The sequence below is a fragment of the Mesorhizobium sp. M0571 genome (assembly GCF_040320985.1).
Taxonomy (GTDB): Bacteria; Pseudomonadota; Alphaproteobacteria; order Rhizobiales; family Rhizobiaceae; genus Mesorhizobium.
On record NZ_JAMYQT010000003.1, the window covers coordinates 1 to 15697 of the forward strand.

The following is a 15697-nucleotide window of genomic DNA, read 5'->3' on the forward strand; positions in this document are numbered from 1 at the left end:
GCACCGCCCTCCCGCGGGGGGTTCACACCCGGCTGGGGGGGGTTTTAATACACGTATTAATTTCCTTCAAACCCCGGGGCGTGGGGGCCCCCCGCCCCCCCCGTTCAATTTCTCAGGACTTATTCGGTGACGTCGACGCCGTCAAACCGGTGAATGCCAAGCGGGTCCATAACGAAGCCCGAAACCTTCTTGTTCATCGGCATGAAGACCTTGGAGTGGGCGATGGTCAGCCACGGCGCCTCACGCTTGAACACGACCTGGGCTTCCTCGTAGATTTTGGTGCGCTCGGCGACGTCCGTTGTCGCCTTGCCCTTCTTCAGCAGGCCTTCGAATTCCTGGTTGCACCAGATCGCATAATTGGACTGACCGATGGCATCGCAACCGAGCAGGAACAGGAAGTTGTCGGGGTCGCCATTGTCGCCGGTCCAGCCCAGCTGGAAGGCGCCGTCGCGATCCTTGGCCTTGCCGCGCTGGCGGTACTCGGTCCATTCGTAGCTGACGATCTCCGCCTTGACGCCGACGGCGGCGTAGTCGGCCTGGATCAGTTCGGCGACACGCTGGGCGTTCGGGTTGTAAGGGCGGCTGACCGGCATAGCCCAGATCTTCATCGACAGATCCTTGACGCCCGCGTCGGCCAGCATCTTCTTGGCCGCCTCTGGATCATAGGGATCGTCCTTGATGTCCTTGTTGTAGGACCACATGGTCGGTGGGATCGGGTTGATGGCCGGCGCGCCGGCGCCCTGATAGACCGCGTCGATGATCGCCTTCTTGTTGACCGCCATGTTGAGGGCCTTGCGGACCTCGACCTTGTCGAAGGGCGGCTGCGTCGTATTGTAAGCCATGTAGCCGATATTCAGGCCTTCCTGCTCGTCCACCTTGAGGTTCGTGTCGGCCTGCAGTCCGGCGATGTCGGCCGGCGCCGGGTACGACATGATATCGCACTCGCCTGCCTTCAGCTTCTGCGCGCGCACGGCCGGATCGGGCGTGATGGCGAAGATCAGATCGTCGATCTTCTGGCGGCCGCCATAGTAGCCGTCCCATGCGGCGTAGCGGATGACCGCATCGACCTGGTAGTCGACGAACTGGAACGGACCGGTGCCGACCGGCTTCTGGGTGAACTGCTGCCTGGTGCCGGCCTTGTCGAGCTGGTCGGCATATTCCTTGGAGACGATCGAGGCGAAATCCATGCCGAGGTCAGGCAGGAAGGCGACTTCAGGCTTGTTCAGAACGAATTTCACGGTCAGGTCGTCGACCTTGACGATTTCCTTCAGGAGATCGGGGAAGCCCATGCCGGTGAAATATTCCCAGCCGGTGCCTTCCAGATAGCTGTACCACGGGCTTTCTTTCTTCCACTGGCGTTCGAAGGAAAAGATCACGTCGTCGGCATTGAGGTCGCGAGTCGGCGTAAAATAGTCGGTCGTCTGGAATTTCACACCCGGGCGAAGCTTGAATGTATATTCGAGACCGTCGTCGGAAACCGTCCAGCTCTCTGCGAGGCCGGGCGAAATGGTGGTCTTGCCATGCTCGAACTCGACCAGGCGCGAATAGATAGTGCGCGACGAGGCGTCGAAGTCGTTGCCGCCGCTCCATGGCGACGGGTCGAAGCCGGCCGGCGATGCCTCCGAGCAATAGACCAGTTGTTTTGCATTGGCCATGCCGCCGAGGACGCTTGCAGCCAGCAACGCGGCTGCAAAAGTCAGTTTCTTTTTCATTGAGCACTCCCTGATGTTCTTCCAAGCCCCTCTATCAGGCTCGCGAAGCGCGCATATAAGCACCGTTTTTCTAGCTTTGGAACTGCTTGTTTGCCTAACCCACGGGAAGCAGAAAAAAATTCCGGCATGCGGCGGATTGTGGAAAAAACGAGCCGAATCCGCAGATCACGACATTATTAGCGACCTCAATTTTTTGTTGATCGGCGATGCCGCCAATTCGGGGAATCCAGCCGTTCGGTTCGGCAGCGATGCCAAGAGATGCCCGTCCGAAACCCGGTCGCGGCCGAGAGGTTTGAAGGCAAGTCTTGCCGCACTGCCAGGTGGGCGAGGCTTGCACGGCCGCCGCTAGTGGCAATACATAGATAGATGGACGGCGTGCTGGATTTCCCAGGTTCCGGACATTGCGGCAGCGTGGGATACCTTTGTTCGCCAGGGGCGGCGGTGGCGCTCAAGCGTGCCGAAACAATAAGAACGATTGAGGGAGCGACAGGTGGCAAAACCGGCAAAGACAACAACCCCGGCGAAAGCAAAGGCCGAGGCAACATCGAAAGCGGTCAAGCCAAAAGCGGCCGCCGCCAAGCCGAAGGCTACCGCGAAGACAAGCGCGAAGCCGGCGGCGAAAACCGCGGCTGGAAAGTCTGCCAAGCCGGCAGCCAGTAAGACGGCGACCCCCGCAAAGTCCGCCGCTGCTGCCAAGCCGGCGGCGAAGGCAGTGCCGACTGCGCCAAAACCGCCGGCAGGTCCGGCCAAGAGATTACCGAAGGCGATCACGTCGCTGGCCGCCGGCCTGCCGGAAAAACCGTGGCTCAAGAGTTATCCAAAGATCGTGCCGGCCGAGATCGGCGCCCTGCCCTCCAGCTCGATCGGCGACTTTCTCGTCGCCGCCTGCAAGCAGTTTGCGAATCGGCCGGCCTTTGTCTGCATGGGCAAATCGATCACCTATGCCGATCTCGAGCGACAGTCGGCGGCCTTTGGCGCTTATCTGCAATCAAAGGGGCTGCAGAAGGGCGCGCGTGTCGCGCTGATGATGCCGAACGTGCTGCAATATCCGGTCGCGATGATGGCAGTGCTTCGCGCCGGCTATGTCGTGGTGAACATCAACCCGCTCTACACGCCGCGCGAGCTGGAGCACCAGCTCAAGGATTCCGGCGCTCAAGCCATTGTCATCCTCGAAAATTTCGCCTGCACCTTGCAGGCGGTGATCGCCAGGACCGCGGTCAAGCATGTCGTGGTCGCGACGATGGGCGATATGCTCGGCGGGCTCAAGGGAACAATCGTCAACTTCGTCGTGCGCCGCGTCAAGAAGATGGTGCCGGCATGGTCGCTGCCCGGCCATGTCAAGTTCAACGCCGCATTGAAGGCCGGCGCCGGCGTGGCCTTCAAACCCGCCGAGGTCGCGACCGCCGACATCGCCTTCCTGCAATATACGGGCGGTACGACCGGCATCTCCAAGGGCGCGATGCTTTTGCACAGCAATGTTTTGGCGAACGTCGCGCAGAACGCGCTGTGGGTCGAAGACGCCTACACGGTCAAGCCGAAGCCGGCGCATCTGAATTTCCTCTGCGCGCTGCCGCTCTATCATATTTTTGCGCTGACGGTGAACGCGATGATGGGCATGCAGCAAGGCGCGCAGAACGTGCTCATTCCCAATCCGCGCGACATTCCCGGCTTCGTCAAGGAGCTGCAGAAATACCCGATTCACATCTTCCCGGGCCTCAACACACTGTTCAATGCCCTGCTCAACAATGAGGATTTTCGCAAGCTCGACTTCAAGCCGCTGATCTTGACGCTGGGTGGCGGCATGGCGGTGCAGAAGGGCATCGCCGAGCGCTGGAAGGCGCTGACCGGCTGCCCGATCAGCGAAGCCTACGGGCTCTCCGAAACCTCGCCGGGGGCGACCGCCAACAAATTCAGCGACGGAGCCTTCACCGGCACGATCGGCCTGCCGCTGCCCTCGACCGAGATCGCCATCCGCGACGACGACGGCAACAATTTGCCGCTCGGCGAGGTCGGCGAAATCTGCATTCGCGGACCGCAAGTGATGGCCGGCTACTGGAACCGGCCGGACGAGACCGCCAAGGTGATGACCGAGGACGGTTTCTTCAAGTCGGGCGACATGGGCTTCATGGACGAGCGTGGCTACACCAAGATCGTCGACCGCAAGAAGGACATGATCCTCGTTTCCGGCTTCAACGTCTATCCGAACGAACTCGAGGAGGTGGTGGCGCAGCATCCGGGCGTGCTCGAAGTGGCGGCGATCGGCGTACCGGACGAGCATTCGGGTGAAGTGCCGAAGCTGTTCGTCGTCAAGAAGGACCCGGCACTGACCGCCGAGATGCTGACGGCTTATTGCCGCGAGAACCTGACCGGCTACAAGCGACCCAGATATATCGAGTTCCGCCCCGAGCTGCCGAAGACACCGGTCGGCAAGATTCTGCGACGAGCGTTGCGGAGCTAGGCGCAGCTTGAGCGATTGCATCGCCGGCGCCAACACCGGGGATATAGGTTCGCGTCCAGACCCGGCAGACTTCATCCGGGCGAACATGCGGATCACCGCCGTGCCCGCGCTTCCCGAAATCCAGCTTTACACCGCCCATCCGGGAAGCGGGCTCAGGCGGCTTGTCGAGTGGAACCAACACGGGATCGAAGAAGACGGACCTGAACCGGAGCCACCGTACTGGGCCTATGCCTGGGCCGGCGGCGCGGTGCTCGCCCGCTACATAATCGACCGGCCGGAGACCGTGGCTGGGCGGCGCGTGCTCGACCTCGGCGCCGGCTCGGGCCTTGTCGGCATCGCTGCGGCAAAGGCCGGAGCCAGCGAGGTCGTCGCGACAGAGATCGACCGCAATGGCGTGGCCGCGCTCGGCCTCAATGCGGCTGCGAACGGCGTCGCTATCATGATCATTGGCGAAGACATCACCGGCGGTCCGCCGCCACCAGTGGATATCGTGATGGTCGGCGACCTGTTTTACGCCCACGATCTTGCCGGCCGGGTCGTTCCCTTCCTCGACCGCTGCCTTGCTGCCGGCATCGCCGTGCTGATCGGCGATCCGGGCCGCGCCTATCTGCCCCGCTCGCGGCTTCGCCTGCTGGCCGAATACGAGGTGCCGGATGTCGGCGCCGGCAGGAATGCGGCGATGAAACCAAGCGGCGTGTTTTCGTTCGAGCCGGATAGCTGCGCGCTCAAGCCGTCTCGCTGACTCGGGCCGCAAGAAAATCGGGCAGATCGGCAACCGAATCCAGGATGACGTCGGCGATCTGCGATAGCGATTCACGTGTGCCGGTGCCGGACAGCACGCCGATCGCCAGGCCGCAGCCGCCGGCGCGCGCCATTTCCAGATCGTGACGGTTGTCGCCGACCACGGCGATCGTTGCCGGCCTTAGCCCTGTCAGATCCGAGAAGGCAAGGATCGTATCCGGCGCCGGTTTTGGATTGGCCACCGCGTCGTAACCATAGGCGGCTTCGAAAAGCTGCGCGACGCCCAGCGTGACCAGGGTCTTTTCCGCGCCGCTGGTTGAGTCATTGGTGGCGACGCCAAGCCGGTAGGATTTTCTGTGAAGCAGCCCAAGCGTCTCGACCACGCCCGGCAGCGCCACGGCCATCGCCGATCCTTGCGCCGAGGTGATGGCATTGAAGCGGGCGACGGCAAGCATCTGGTCCTCATCGGACAGCCGCGGGAACCACAGTTCGACGACATCCATGTTGGTGCCGGAGGCAAAAATCGAATCCGGCTTGAAGCGCTTGGCGGCGAAATCGAAGCCCGCCGCCGCAAGCAGCCTGTCTGCTTTCCAGCGATCGCCTTCGGCCGCATCCATCGCCATGAAGTCGGCGATGCCCAGCCATGTCGCGTTGAAATCTACGAGCGTGCCGTCCTTGTCGAACAATATTCCCTTGATGTCCGCCAAGCTTTTCACTCCGAGCCACGCAAGCGGTGGATGTGTTCCACCAATCCAGCCGTCGAGGCATCCCGCTTTGCGGCATTCTCCTTGCCTTCAACGACGGGCAGCAGCCCGGTCGCCAGTTCCTTGCCGAGTTCGACGCCCCATTGGTCGAAGGAGTTGATGTTGAACAGCGTGCCTTCGACGAAGACGCGATGCTCGTAGAGGGCAATCAGCCGTCCGAATGTGTGGGGGTCGAGCTTCCTGTAGAGGATCGTCACCGAGGGGCGGTCGCCGGAGAAGACGCGGTGCGGAGCAATCCTGTCGACGTCGGCGGGCTTCATGCCTTTCGCCAGCATCTGCGCGCGGGCTTCCTCCAGAGTGCGGCCCTTCATGAAGGCTTCCGACTGCGCCAGGCAGTTGGCGAGCAGAAGGTCGTGGTGATGCTTCAGTTCCGGCTCGTGGCCGACGGCGGCGGCGAGGAATTCGACCGGGATGAAGTCGGTGCCCTGGTGCAGCAGCTGGAAGAAGGCGTGCTGGCCGTTGGTGCCGGGCTCGCCCCAGACCAGCGGGCCGGTCGGCGTCGTTACAGCGCCACCATCCAGGGTGACGCTCTTGCCATTCGATTCCATGTCGAGCTGCTGCAGATAGGCCGGCAGCCTGGAAAGGCGCTGATCGTAGGGGATGACGGCACGAGCCGGATATTTGCAGATCACGCGGTGCCACCAGCCGATCAGGCCCATCAGCGCCGGCAGGTTCCTCGCCAGCGGCGCGGTGCGGAAATGCTCGTCTATCTCATGCGCGCCGTCGAGAAAGGCGTGAAAATTCTTCGGGCCGATGGCAATCATCACCGGCAGGCCGATAGCGCCCCAGACCGAATAGCGGCCGCCGACCCAGTCCCAGAAGCCGAAGACGCGGTCGGGTGCGATGCCGAACTTGGCGACCAGCTCGAGCGCCGTCGAGACCGCGGCGAAATGCTTGCCGACCGCTTCCTTGCCGAGCGCCCTCTCGACCCATCTGCGCGCCGTCTCGGCATTGGTCATCGTCTCGACGGTGGTGAAGGTCTTGGAAGCGATGATGAACAGGGTGGTTTCGGCAGAAAGGCCCTTCAGCGTGTCATGGATATGCGCGCCATCGATATTGGACACGTAATGCGCGCGCGGGCCGTCATGATAGGGCGCCAGCGCCAGCGTCGCCATGGCCGGGCCGAGATCGGAGCCGCCGATGCCGATGTTGACGATGTCGGTGATCTTCTTGCCGGTCGCGCCGGCCGCATTGCCGGAACGTACCGCATCGGCGAAGGCGCCCATCGCGTTGAGCACGGCGAGGACTTCCGCCTTCACGTCCTGGCCGTCGAGCACGATGCCCTTGCCGGTCAGATTGCGCAGCGCCGTGTGCAGCACGGCGCGGTCTTCAGTGACGTTGATCTTCTTGCCGGCAAACATCGCAGCGCACCGGCCTTCGAGGTCGGCGGCCGCAGCCAGCTTCTCCAGCAGTTCCATCGTCCACGCATCGACCGCGCATTTCGACCAGTCGAGCAGCAGGTCGCCGTCGCTGGCGGAGAATTTCTCGAAGCGCTGCGGATCGGCGGCGAAAGCCTCGCGCATCGAGCCCGATTTGGCCGCACGATGATCGCGCAACGCGTCGAGCTGCTTTTGAAAGGACGATTGATCCACTGCTTCGCTCCGGTCTCTTGAGAGGCATCTTATCAGGCCGGATGTTTCCGGCGCGTGTCGTCGCGGCAAACTATCGGGTCGAATTCCATCTGTTTCAATGCGCAGCGATGCCGCAGCGCAGCGCGGGCCGGCGCAAAGGATCACTGGCATAAATCCCAGCGATCAGAAAAATTGATTGGCGCAACACCTTGTGCCACCGGTACATTCGACTGGTCCAGCCAAGTGAAAATAGCTGGCCATCGAGGAACATCTCCCATGCCACAGCGAAACGACACGGCCATATGGTCCGGCCTGTTCCGGATTTCGGCGGAATCCGGTCAGACCCTGCAGGCGCAGATCCGCCAGGCGATCGTCGCCGCTATCCTCGACCGGCAGATCGCGGCTTCGATGCCGCTTCCGTCCTGCCGGATTCTTGCCGAGAAACTCGGCGTCGCGCGCGGCACCGTGGTGCTGGCCTTCCAGCAGCTGGTCGACCAGGGTTTCCTGGTGGCGCGCGAGCGGCGCGGCCACTTCGTCAATCCCGAAGTGCTGGCGACGCCGGCCAAGCCGCACCAGAAGGCGCCCGACCAGGCCAACGAGATCGACTGGAAGGCGCGCCGGCAGATCGCGGCCAGCGACATGCCGCCGCCGGCCAAGCACGACAACTGGATCAAGTCGTCCTACCCCTTCGTCTATGGCCAGTTCGACCCGGCGCTGTTCCCGACCGCCGAATGGCGCGAGTGCAACCGCATGGCGCTGGCGGTGCTCGAAATCCGCAACTGGGCGTCCGACATGGTCGACCGCGACGATCCGCTGTTGATCGAGCAGATCCAGGCGCGGCTGCTGCCGCGACGCGGCATCTTCGCCAACCCGGACGAGATCATCGTGACGCTGGGCGCCCAGAACGCGCTTTACATGCTGGCGACGCTTTTGATGACGAAGGGCTCCAAGGTGGCGATGGAAGACCCCGGCTATCCCGATGCACGCTCGATCTTCCGGCTGGCCGGCGCCGACATCCAGCCGGTTCCGGTCGACCACTCCGGCATCGTAACCTCTGCCATTCCCAATGATTCCGGCTTCGTCTTCGTCACGCCCAGCCACCATTGCCCGACCATGGTGCCGCTGTCGGCCGAGCGGCGGCAGGATCTTTTGGCGCGCGCCAACCGCTACAACCAGATCATCATCGAGGACGGCTATGACAGCCAGCTCCTGGACGAGGCGCCGCAGCAGGCGCTGAAGAGCCTCGATCGTTCAGGCCGCGTCGTCTATGTCGGCTCGATGTCGAAGACGCTGGCTCCGGGCCTCAGGCTCGGCTACATCGTCGCCTCGGCCGGGCTGATCTCCGAGCTTCGGGCGCTGCGCCGCTTCATGCTGCGCCATCCGCCGGCGAACAACCAGCGCGCCGTCGCGCTATTCCTGTCGCTCGGCCATCACGAGGCGCTGGTGCGGCGGCTGTCGAGCGCCTTCGACGAGCGGCGCAAGCGTCTGGTCCATGCGATTTCCGCCTTCCTGCCGGAGTGGCGTTCGACCGATTCGGCCGGCGGCACGTCGCTCTGGCTCGAAGGGCCACGCGGCACCGATTCGCGCGGCCTGGCCGAGGCCGCGGCGTCGCGCAGCGTCATTATCGAGCCCGGCGACCGGTTCTTCGACCGCACCGACAAGCCGTCGCGTTTCATGCGCTTGGGCATTTCATCGATCGCGCTGCAGCACATCGAGCCCGGTATCCGCGAACTGGCGACGGCAGCTGGACGAAGGCCGGCAGCGGCTTGATCGCCCTCCCCCGACCGGAGCTTGGCGCATGTAGCGCGGCTCCGGTTCTTTAGCACCTTGGCATATGCGACGGGACCGGCTGGCACATAGGCTGTGCCAATGCCGGCGGCATAGTCGCAGTATAAGGGGACGAAGCAGGCCGATGGTGGACCAACCGCCGCGCCCGCTTCGCAGCTAAAGGTGGAGTGCCTTCATGCCGGTGGCTCATGAGAAGCAGGATTCGTCCGCAGACCAGCGTTCGCGGCGTTCCGGCGGGCGCGAGGCGCGCCGCGCCATGCGGGCGGCACCGCTTGCCGACGACATCAAGCCGGTGCGCGCCGGCCTTGAAGGCGGAAGCTACAGCCCGCTTAGCGGGAACGATTGCGAACGTATCCACGAAGCCGTGCTGACGCTTCTGGAGACAGTCGGCTTCGCCAATGCCATCCCCTCCTGCATCGAGGCGCTGACCAAGGCCGGTGCGAGCCTCAGCGAAGATGCCCGTCTGCGCTTTCCCCGCGGTCTCGTGCTCGACACGATCAAGAAAGCGGCACGGCATTTCACCCTCTACGGCCAGAATCCGAGGCACGACATGGTGATCCAGGGCAAGCGCGTGCATTACGGCACGGCCGGTGCTGCGGTGCACCTTGTCGACGTCGAAAAGCGTGAGTATCGCGAGTCGCTGCTGCAGGACATCTACGATGCCGCGCGCTTGGTCGAAGGGCTCGACAACATCCATTTCTTCCAGCGGCCGATGGTGCCGCGCGACATTCCCGACCCGCTCGATATGGATTTCAACACGCTCTACGCCTGCGTCATGGGCACATCGAAGCATGTCGGCACCTCGTTCACTGTGCGTGAGAACGTCAAGCCGGCGCTCGACATGCTTTATGCGATCGCGGGCGGCGAAGAGAATTTTCGCGCGCGGCCTTTCGTCTCCAATTCGAACTGCTTCGTCGTGCCGCCGATGAAGTTTGCCGAGGACGCCTGCGGCGTGCTCGAAGCCTGCGTGGAGGGCGGCATTCCGATCCTGCTGCTGTCGGCCGGCCAAGCGGGTGCAACAGCACCGGCGGCGATTGCCGGTGCTGTGGTGCAGGCGGTCGCCGAAGTGCTCGTCGGCCTTATCTATGTCAACGCCATCAAGCCCGGCCATCCGGCGATCTTCGGCACCTGGCCGTTTGTCTCGGATCTCAGGACCGGCGCCATGTCGGGCGGTTCGGCCGAGCAGGCGGTGCTGACCGCGGCCTGTGCACAGATGGCGCAGTTCTACGACCTGCCAGGCGGTTCGGCCGCCGGCATGACGGATTCGAAACTGCCTGACATCCAGTCCGGCTACGAAAAGGGCATAACCGACGTGATGGCCGGTCTCGCCGGCCTCAACCTAGTTTATGAGTCGGCCGGCATGCATGCGTCGCTGCTCGGCTTCTGCCTGGAGAGCCTGATCATCGACAATGACATGCTCGGCCACTGCCTGCGCTGCGTGCGCGGCATCGAGGTGACGGACGAGTCGCTGTCGATCGACACCATCGCCGATGTTTGCCTGAAAGGGCCGGGCCATTATCTCGGCAACGAGCAGACGCTGCGGCTGATGCAGACCGAATATTTCTATCCGGCCGTCGGCGACCGCTTTTCGCCGAAGGAATGGAACGAGAAAGGCAGGCCCGACATCTTGCAGCGGGCAATCATCGAGAAGAAACGCGTGCTTGCCGAACGCTTCCCGCGCCATGTGCCGAAGCCGGTCGACGACAGATTGCGTGCCCGCTTCGGCGATATGATCAAGCTGCCGCGCAGCGGCATGGGCGGTTGAGCTCTACCCGCTCACCGCCAGCAACAACACACCGGCCAGCGCCGATCCGGCAAGCGTCGGCAGCATGCCGATTTTCAGCTTCAGAATGGCGATCATGGCGGCACAGGAAAGCAGCGCCGCGCGCCAGTCGATCGACGCGAGCACCGGCACGTCCATTCCAAGCCCGACATTGCGCACTTCGCCGAAGATGACGTGTAAGCCGAACCAAAGCGCGAGGTTCATGATGACGCCGACGACCGCAGCGGTGATCGCGCCGAGCGCCGCCGACAGCGCCCTGTTGCCGCGCAGCGCTTCGATGTAGGGCGCGCCGAGGAATATCCACAAGAAGCACGGCGTAAACGTCACCCACAGTGTGAGCAGTGCCCCAAGCGCGCCGGCAAGCAGCGGGGCGAGCGCGCCGGAGTGGCGGAAGGCGGCAATGTAACCGGCGAACTGCAAGACCAGGATCAGCGGGCCCGGCGTGGTTTCGGCCAGCCCAAGGCCGTCGACCATTTCACCGGGTGCGAGCCAGCCGAAGGACTCGACCGCTGCCTGCGCGACATAGGCAAGCACGGCATAGGCGCCACCAAAGGTGACGACCGCCATGAGACTGAAGAACCCACCGATTTGCGTCCACACGCTGGCAGAGCCGGTGAAAGCCCAGATCAGCAGAACAGGCCCGAGCCAGATCGGCAGCCAGATCGCCAAAATGCGCGGCGCATGCCATCGCGTCGGCTTGACGTGGGTCAGTTCGCCGCGCTCGAACATCAGATCGACCGCGCCCTTGATGTCGGGAACATCGCCTTTGCCCTGCGATGTGCCGGAAAAAAATGCCGGTGCAATGCGGTTGCCGATCCAGCCTGTCAGGCCGGCAAGCAGGACGATCAGCGGGAACGGCACGTTTAGCGCGTAGATGGCGATGAAGGCGGCGAGTGCGATCGACACCATGATCCGGTTCTTCAGCGCACGTCGCCCGATCCGGATCACCGCCTCGATGACAATGGCGAGCACCGTCGCTTTGACCCCGAAAAACAGCGCCTCGACGAAGGGTATATCGCCGTAGAGCGCATAGAGGCTGCTCAAGACGAGCATGACAAGCGCGCCCGGCACAACGAAGAGAATGCCGGCAACAAGGCCGCCGACTGTTTTGTGCAGCAGCCAGCCGATATAGATGGCAAGCTGCTGAGCCTCGGGGCCGGGCAGCAGCATGCAGTAATTCAATGCATGCAGGAAACGCTGTTCGCCGATCCAGCGCCGCTCCTCGACCAACTCCTTGTGCATGAGCGCGATCTGTCCTGCCGGGCCGCCGAAGCTGAGCAAGCCGATTTTCGCCCAGAGCTTCACGGCCTGCCGGAAGCTTGGCACAGCCGGAGCTTGGATCTCCGCCGGATCCTTCGAAAAGACGGCGCTCACGACGGTTTGCCCGCGCCGAGACTACCCGCGCCTGCGGCCGGCCAGTTATGCGTTTCCTCGGTGGCATCACGGCACCATCGGAAAAACGCATCGTAAAGCAGCATACCCGCCTCAAGCTGCTCCAGATCATCGCGAAACATCCGCGACAGGCCAAGCGAAGCGGCCAGGAACCCGGCTGCCTGGGGAACCAGACCGAGGTCCGCAGTGTCGGCAGCGCGTATGATCATGGCGAGGCGATCGAGCGGCTCGGATTCAAGCCCGAACTCCTCGATCATGGTGTCGAAGGTGCAGCGTTCGCCGCGGTGGCTCCAGAACACGGCGTCGATGTCGAACGGCACGGCGTGAAAACGATCAGCGACGGCCGACACTTCGGCCGCCTCGACGAAGAGGAAGACCGCGTGAGGATCGATGAAGCGCCGGATCAGCCACGGGCAGGCGATGCGGTCGATCTTCGGGCGAGCCCGCGTGACCCAGACTGTGCGGCCCTTTGCGTCGAGGCGCGGAATCTTTTCAGCGTGGACCAGAAGCCCCTTGGCATCGCGCCAGGCTTCAAACCCGCCTTCGAGCGATTCGGCGGCAATGCCCTCGTGCCGCAGCCATGCGGCCACCCCTTGCGAGAGCTTTTTTCCCTGTTGGCAGACGACCGCCACTTGCCTGCCGGTGAAATCGGCAGCCCAGGTGGAGATGGTCTTGAAGTCACGCCGGGTTGAACCTGGCAGCAGGCGCGGATCGGAATTGTAGTCATCGTCGATGCGGACATCGATGATCGCGGGTGCACCCGGCAGACCAATCAGACGGGATAGTTGCGGTACGGTGATGGTTGTTGTCGACGGCATGGCGTCCACCTCCTTGAGAGAGAAGCTTGGACGCGAACATTGGGCTGACGCCTCACGGGGTCGTCGCGATTAACCCCTTGCGATGATCGTGGATTTGTCGCGCTCGCTTGTCAAGCATTCTGCCGGCTGTTGACACATCCAGTTTGCGAGGCCGCCCGAAGACCAGGGAGAAAGGGCCGGGCCTTGGCGCATGCCAAGAGCCGCAGCACCGACTCATTCGTGTTTGATCGTCTTGGCGCACTCGTTGAGCAACTCCAGCGCTCCGGCAACGCCTTCGGTGCGAAAAACCAGCGGCTGTTCGACACCCGTCACTCGCACAGTCATCGATCCGGCACCGGCGATTGCCTTCTGCTCCTCGCTCGTCAGAGCATAGTCGAGATCGACGATATAATCGACCGTGGTCATCGCCGTCATCACCAGCGGCGTGTCGACGTTCCCAAGTTGCAGCGTCGCAGTCACGGGCATGTCGTCCTTGACGGCACCCGGCCACAGGAACACGCGCATGACAATTCCCGTCCAGTCGCGCGTGCGGCCGAACTTCAGGCCGTTATAGGGGGTGGCGGCGAATTCAACCGGATCGCGGTTGGACGCGTCGCACCAGCGCCCGGCGACCGCAACGGTCCAGCGATCGGCCGTTACCGGAAATTCGGTGGCGGAGGCGACGGACGGCAACAATGCAGCAGCCAGGAAAAGAGCTGCACGCAGCAGTTTTCCTGGCCGCCTCATGCGACGGATCCTGGTCAGTGATTGTCCCTCGGCACGCCGCTGGTATGCGCCACATCCTGGTATTTCACCGCCGGCTTCAGCACCATGCCTTCGGAAAACTGGTCGACCATGCCACGCTGGATCTCCTGCCACGGCGTCTGGTGCTTGGGATAGTGATAGCCGCCATTGTTCTGCAGCTCGGCGCGCCGCCGCGTGATCTCGTCGTCGCTGACGAGGATATCGGCGGTGCCCTTCCGCAAATCGACGCGGACACGGTCGCCGGTCTTCAGCAGCGCCAGCCCGCCGCCGATGGCGGCTTCCGGCGAGGCGTTGAGGATCGAGGGCGAACCCGAGGTGCCCGACTGGCGGCCGTCGCCGATACAGGCCAGCGCGTGGATGCCCTTCTTGATCAGATAGGCCGGCGGCTGCATGTTGACGACTTCGGCGCCACCCGGATAGCCGATCGGGCCGGCGCCGCGCATGAACAGGATGGTGTGCTCGTCGATGCCTTGTGCCGGATCGTCGATGCGGGCGTGGTAGTCCTCGGGCCCGTCGAACACCATGGCGTTGCCCTCGAAGGCTTCGGGATCCTTCGGGTTTGACAGATAGCGCTCGCGGAATTCGGGCGAGATGCCGCTGGTCTTCATGATCGCCGAATCGAACAAATTGCCCTTGAGATTGATGAAGCCGGCATTGGCTTTCAGCGGTTCGGCAACCGTGCGGATGACATCGAGGTTCTCGTTGACGGCGCCGCTGCAATTGTCGCCGATGGTTTTGCCGTTGGCGGTCATGGCTTCCGGATAGGGCAGCAGGCCGCCTTTCATCAGTTCGGCGACGACGGCCGGCACGCCGCCGGCACGATGATAGTCTTCGCCGAGATATTCGCCCGACGGCTGCAGATTGACGATGAGCGGAATTTTGAGGCCGATCTTTTGCCAGTCGTCATTGTCGAGCGGCACGCCGAGATGGCGGGCGATGGCGTTGAGGTGGATCGGCGCATTGGTCGAGCCGCCGATCGCCGAGTTGACGACGATGGCGTTCTCGAAAGCCTTGCGGGTCATGATGTCGGACGGCTTCAGATCCTCATGCACCATGTCGACGATTCGCTTTCCCGTCTCGTAGGCGATCTGGCCGCGTTCACGATAAGGGGCGGGGATAGCGGCCGAGCCCGGCAATTGCATGCCGAGCGCCTCGGCCAACGAATTCATCGTGGTGGCGGTGCCCATCGTGTTGCAATAGCCGGTCGACGGCGCCGAGGAGGCGACGATGTCCATGAACTCGTCATAGCCGATCTCGCCGGCCGACAGGCGCTGGCGCGATTCCCAGACGATCGTGCCGGAGCCGGTGCGCTTGCCCTTGTGCCAGCCGTTGAGCATCGGGCCGACCGAAAGCGCGATGGCCGGAATGTTGACGGTGGCCGCAGCCATCAGCATGGCCGGCGTCGTCTTGTCGCAGCCGATGGTGAGCACCACGCCGTCGAGCGGATAGCCGTAGAGCACCTCTACCAGGCTGAGATAGGCAAGGTTGCGGTCGAGCGCGGCGGTCGGCCGCTTGCCGGTTTCCTGGATCGGGTGACACGGGAACTCGAAAGGAATGCCGCCCATCGAGACGATGCCCTCGCGCACCCGCTTGGCCAGTTCGATGTGATGGCGGTTGCAGGGCGACAGGTCCGAGCCGGTCTGGGCGATGCCGATCAGCGGCTTGCCGGACATCAGCTCGGCCCGCGTCAGCCCGTAATTCAGGTAGCGCTCCAGATAGAGTGCCGTCATGCCCGGATTGTCGGGATTGTCGAACCACTCCTGCGAGCGAAATTTTTTCTTGCTGGTGGGGGCGCCTGCCATCATGGTCTCCGTATTTGTATGACAAATCGATATGACAACGCGCGGGAGCAGGCAAGGGCACGCGTCATCCGAATCCGCACTTTGGTGCGATAGACATGCATCTGCCCCCGCGCTAGACGGGATC

Annotated in this window: 13 protein-coding genes; 5 read left to right on the plus strand and 8 right to left on the minus strand. The window is 63.2% G+C overall.

The window, feature by feature from the left end; all coding sequences use genetic code 11:
- Positions 1-119: 119 nt before the first annotated feature.
- The gene (locus NKI85_RS04615) at positions 120-1712 is read right to left on the minus strand and encodes an ABC transporter substrate-binding protein (protein ID WP_352522672.1); all 1593 of its coding nucleotides are present in this window, start codon (positions 1710-1712) and stop codon (positions 120-122) included.
- A gap of 366 nt (positions 1713-2078) precedes the next feature.
- Between NKI85_RS04615 and NKI85_RS04620 the strand changes: the two genes are divergently transcribed.
- From NKI85_RS04620 to NKI85_RS04630, 3 genes are read left to right on the plus strand one after another with little or no spacing between them, the layout of a single operon-like run.
- Positions 2079-2372 carry a hypothetical protein gene (locus NKI85_RS04620; protein ID WP_352522671.1) on the plus strand — a complete coding sequence of 98 codons (294 nt, stop codon included), beginning with the start codon at positions 2079-2081 and terminating at the stop codon, positions 2370-2372.
- A gap of 52 nt (positions 2373-2424) precedes the next feature.
- On the plus strand, positions 2425-4170 hold the full coding sequence (locus NKI85_RS04625) for a long-chain fatty acid--CoA ligase (RefSeq protein WP_352776250.1): 1746 nt from the start codon (positions 2425-2427) through the stop codon (positions 4168-4170).
- A 7-nt stretch (positions 4171-4177) separates the two neighbouring features.
- Complete coding sequence (locus NKI85_RS04630; RefSeq protein WP_502896163.1) at positions 4178-4912, plus strand: class I SAM-dependent methyltransferase; 735 nt, start codon at positions 4178-4180, stop codon at positions 4910-4912.
- Here the strand turns inward: NKI85_RS04630 and NKI85_RS04635 are convergent.
- From NKI85_RS04635 to NKI85_RS04645, 3 genes are all read right to left on the minus strand, one after another.
- Positions 4896-5618 carry an HAD family hydrolase gene (locus NKI85_RS04635; RefSeq protein ID WP_352522669.1) on the minus strand — a complete coding sequence of 241 codons (723 nt, stop codon included), beginning with the start codon at positions 5616-5618 and terminating at the stop codon, positions 4896-4898. The two genes, NKI85_RS04630 and NKI85_RS04635, sit on opposite strands and share 17 nt — an antisense overlap.
- Before the next feature lie 5 nt (positions 5619-5623).
- Positions 5624-7267 (minus strand): glucose-6-phosphate isomerase, encoded by a 1644-nt coding sequence (gene pgi, locus NKI85_RS04640; protein ID WP_352776252.1) that lies wholly within the window; start codon positions 7265-7267, stop codon positions 5624-5626.
- A 94-nt stretch (positions 7268-7361) separates the two neighbouring features.
- A complete protein-coding gene (locus NKI85_RS04645; protein WP_254816186.1) occupies positions 7362-7517 on the minus strand; it encodes a hypothetical protein in 156 nt (51 codons plus the stop codon).
- 5 nt (positions 7518-7522) lie between these two features.
- Here NKI85_RS04645 and pdxR point away from each other — a divergent pair, with 5 nt between their 5' ends.
- Together pdxR and NKI85_RS04655 are read left to right on the plus strand one after the other, a co-directional pair.
- Positions 7523-9016, plus strand: a complete 1494-nt coding sequence (gene pdxR / locus NKI85_RS04650) for a MocR-like pyridoxine biosynthesis transcription factor PdxR (RefSeq protein ID WP_352522667.1) — start codon at positions 7523-7525, stop codon at positions 9014-9016.
- Positions 9017-9209: 193 nt separating this feature from the next.
- Complete coding sequence (locus tag NKI85_RS04655; protein WP_352522666.1) at positions 9210-10799, plus strand: trimethylamine methyltransferase family protein; 1590 nt, start codon at positions 9210-9212, stop codon at positions 10797-10799.
- A gap of 3 nt (positions 10800-10802) precedes the next feature.
- Here the strand turns inward: NKI85_RS04655 and chrA are convergent, their stop codons facing one another.
- From chrA to NKI85_RS04675, 4 genes are all read right to left on the minus strand, one after another.
- Entirely contained in the window at positions 10803-12191 is a 1389-nt protein-coding gene (chrA, locus tag NKI85_RS04660) for a chromate efflux transporter (RefSeq protein ID WP_352522665.1), read from the minus strand.
- Positions 12188-13027: a chromate resistance protein ChrB domain-containing protein gene (locus tag NKI85_RS04665; protein WP_352522664.1), complete on the minus strand. Its 840-nt coding sequence runs from the start codon at positions 13025-13027 to the stop codon at positions 12188-12190. Before NKI85_RS04665 ends, chrA begins: the two co-directional genes overlap by 4 nt.
- Positions 13028-13240: 213 nt before the next feature.
- On the minus strand, positions 13241-13753 hold the full coding sequence (locus tag NKI85_RS04670; protein WP_352522663.1) for a hypothetical protein: 513 nt from the start codon (positions 13751-13753) through the stop codon (positions 13241-13243).
- A gap of 14 nt (positions 13754-13767) precedes the next feature.
- Positions 13768-15573 carry an IlvD/Edd family dehydratase gene (locus tag NKI85_RS04675; protein ID WP_352776256.1) on the minus strand — a complete coding sequence of 602 codons (1806 nt, stop codon included), beginning with the start codon at positions 15571-15573 and terminating at the stop codon, positions 13768-13770.
- Between the last annotated feature and the right edge of the window lie 124 nt (positions 15574-15697).

What these genes read in the sequence shown, in the direction of transcription:
- NKI85_RS04645 (WP_254816186.1), bottom strand. Translation starts at nt 7,517, where the DNA reads ATGTTCCTCGATGGCCAGCTATTTTCACTTGGCTGGACCAGTCGAATG.
- NKI85_RS04670 (WP_352522663.1), bottom strand. Translation starts at nt 13,753, where the DNA reads ATGAGGCGGCCAGGAAAACTGCTGCGTGCAGCTCTTTTCCTGGCTGCT.
- NKI85_RS04615 (WP_352522672.1), bottom strand. Translation starts at nt 1,712, where the DNA reads ATGAAAAAGAAACTGACTTTTGCAGCCGCGTTGCTGGCTGCAAGCGTC.
- NKI85_RS04620 (WP_352522671.1), top strand. Translation starts at nt 2,079, where the DNA reads ATGGACGGCGTGCTGGATTTCCCAGGTTCCGGACATTGCGGCAGCGTG.
- NKI85_RS04665 (WP_352522664.1), bottom strand. Translation starts at nt 13,027, where the DNA reads ATGCCGTCGACAACAACCATCACCGTACCGCAACTATCCCGTCTGATT.
- NKI85_RS04655 (WP_352522666.1), top strand. Translation starts at nt 9,210, where the DNA reads ATGCCGGTGGCTCATGAGAAGCAGGATTCGTCCGCAGACCAGCGTTCG.
- pdxR (WP_352522667.1), top strand. Translation starts at nt 7,523, where the DNA reads ATGCCACAGCGAAACGACACGGCCATATGGTCCGGCCTGTTCCGGATT.
- NKI85_RS04675 (WP_352776256.1), bottom strand. Translation starts at nt 15,573, where the DNA reads ATGGCAGGCGCCCCCACCAGCAAGAAAAAATTTCGCTCGCAGGAGTGG.